Annotated in this window: 2 protein-coding genes; one reads left to right on the top strand and one right to left on the bottom strand. The window is 63.3% G+C overall.

Annotated features, from left to right (window positions below; all coding sequences use genetic code 11):
* The first annotated feature begins 241 nt into the window (after positions 1-241).
* Positions 242-835 (top strand): HhH-GPD-type base excision DNA repair protein, encoded by a 594-nt coding sequence (locus tag AB0N65_RS20605; protein ID WP_364166134.1) that lies wholly within the window; start codon positions 242-244, stop codon positions 833-835.
* Positions 836-928: 93 nt separating this feature from the next.
* On the opposite strand, the gene AB0N65_RS20610 is transcribed toward AB0N65_RS20605, so the two are convergent.
* On the bottom strand, positions 929-1,906 hold the full coding sequence (locus AB0N65_RS20610) for a patatin-like phospholipase family protein (protein WP_364166137.1): 978 nt from the start codon (positions 1,904-1,906) through the stop codon (positions 929-931).
* Positions 1,907-2,297 lie beyond the last annotated feature (391 nt).

Genomic DNA, 2,297 nt, shown 5'->3' on the forward strand with positions numbered 1-2,297 from the left:
CACCCGAAACATACACACCTTCCGGCTTTCCGTTCCGCTCCCGGCGACTCAGAAAACAATACACCCCCCACCACCCCAACGCAAATCCACCCCCAACCCCACCCAAAACACCACCCACCACACCACCAAAACCCCACCAAACCGCCGTCGAACACACCACAAACGCGACCCATCCGGGCGACGCCCGGAAGCAGGAACGGGCCCCGGGCCGCCAATGACGCAAGTGCAAGGTGGTGGGAGGATGGAACGCATGGAACTGCACATCACAGGGGATGCCGCCGCGGACAAACTACTCAGCGACGACGCTTTCGCGTTATTGACCGGTATGTTGCTCGATCAACAAGTCACCATGGAGTCGGCGTTTGCCGGTCCCGAAAAGATACGTACACGCCTCGGGTCGCTGGATCCTGGCACGATCGCCGACTATGATCCCGCAGGCTTTGTGGAGGTCTTCAAGGAGCGGCCGGCCGTCCATCGGTTCCCCGGCTCCATGGCCGGGCGTGTCCAGGCTCTCGCGGAAACGGTTCACCGCGACTGGGACGGAGATGCGGCCGCTATCTGGACGAAAGGCAATCCCGATGGTCCCGAGGTACTTCGTCGCCTCATGTCTTTGCCCGGCTTCGGCGAACAGAAGGCAAAGATTTTCCTGGCCCTCCTCGGTAAGCAATGCAATTTGCGGGCGGAGGGCTGGCGCGAGGCTGCAGGACACTACGGTGAGTCCGGTTCGTACCTGTCTGTCGCGGACATCGTGGACTCCGAATCCTTGGCGAAGGTGCGGGCCAGCAAGCAAGCGGCCAAAGCCGCTGCCAAAGCCGCGAAGGCACCGACCACCTAACGTCGCATTCCCAGCCAAAGCCTGAAAAGCATGAAGGGCCGCCACGTCACGGGGGGGCCCTTCACCGGTTCAGGGGCTCTTAGCGTTGAATCATCATCGCCAGAAACCGACGAGCTGCTCTGCGCGGGCCTTCCCCTGGGCGTAGCCTGCTTGCGCCGCAGCCGGACGCAGCGACACGTCCATGGCGTTGGCACCGAACAAATGCTCGGCGTCGCTGTCCGGGAAGATCAACTCCACCCTGCTACCTTGTGCACGTAGCTCGCCCACCTGTGTCTCCAGGTGCAAGCCCCACTCCGACGGAGTCCGCGTTCTGCCACCGAAGGGAGACAAGACCAGCACCCGAACACACCCCGCGGCGAGGTCGGCATTTTCAGCATTTGTCCGGTAGCCGCCGTCGATGTAACGGTGGTCGCCAATGCTGTAGGCGAAGCCACTGGAGCAGCTGGCCGCCACGGCATCAACCAGGTCGATCCCGCTGTGGCGGTCGAACACCACCGGGTCACCGGTTCGGGCATCGACGGCGGTAATCAGCACCCGCTGTTGCGGCCAGGCCTGGCTGGGGAGCCGCGCGGCGACAGTAGAGCGCCACGCTGAACTGCGTGAAGCTCCGTCCGACATCAGCGCAGCGCCCATCCTTCGGCGCATATCGGATACATCCACGGAGGCAGCAATGATGGCGGCCGATCTGTCCATGGAGGCAGCGACAGACCCCGCCAGGACCCGTCCATTGGTACGGCTCTGCTGAGGAAGGGCGCCAGCTACGGGAGCAAGTGCGGCGGCAAAAAGCTCCGCTGGCGCCGCACTTGTTAGCTGGGCGGCGGCGGTTGATCCTGCCGAAGTGCCGATGATCAGATCGGCCTTCGTCGCATCCACGCCGGCGTCGAGCATTCCGGCGATGACGCCGATCAGCCACGCGTTGCCTGTGGATCCACCACCACCGAGGACAAGAGCCAGGCCGCCGTCGGCGGGCATGCGCCTTGCGGCATCGGGCTGCAGCTGCTGCCGATCGGATTCCACCGCCGCTTTAGACGTCGCCGGGAGGTACGGAATTGAAGAAGATGTTGTGTTCATGGGACGCGCCTTTCGCGAATTGCCAAATGTGGCGCTCCCGCTGGCGACTAGTGGCGTCGCGGCGACCGAATCAGTCGCGGGATCGTGGACTGCGAGGGAGCACCCGATGCGGATACTGCATTCATGGGTCTCACCTCCTGGTAACTGATCACGATCACCAAGACGCTAACATGCCTTGGCTTCCCGCGCTAAGGCCCGGTGATGTAGCCGGCGGCGTTCGTGTTGAGGTGCCTTGATACTGAGGTGCCGTGCCCTTAAACACCGTTGGCCCCTTTTGGTGGGGCTGGGTGTTTTGGTGGTTAATGTGGGAGACCCCCCAACGTGGGTTGGGGGGTCTCGACCTGAATGGTTGTCCGGCGGTGTCCTACTCTCCCACACCCTCCCGGGTGCA

It is taken from the genome of Paenarthrobacter sp. NPDC089322 (assembly GCF_040684895.1).
GTDB lineage: Bacteria > Actinomycetota > Actinomycetes > Actinomycetales > Micrococcaceae > Arthrobacter.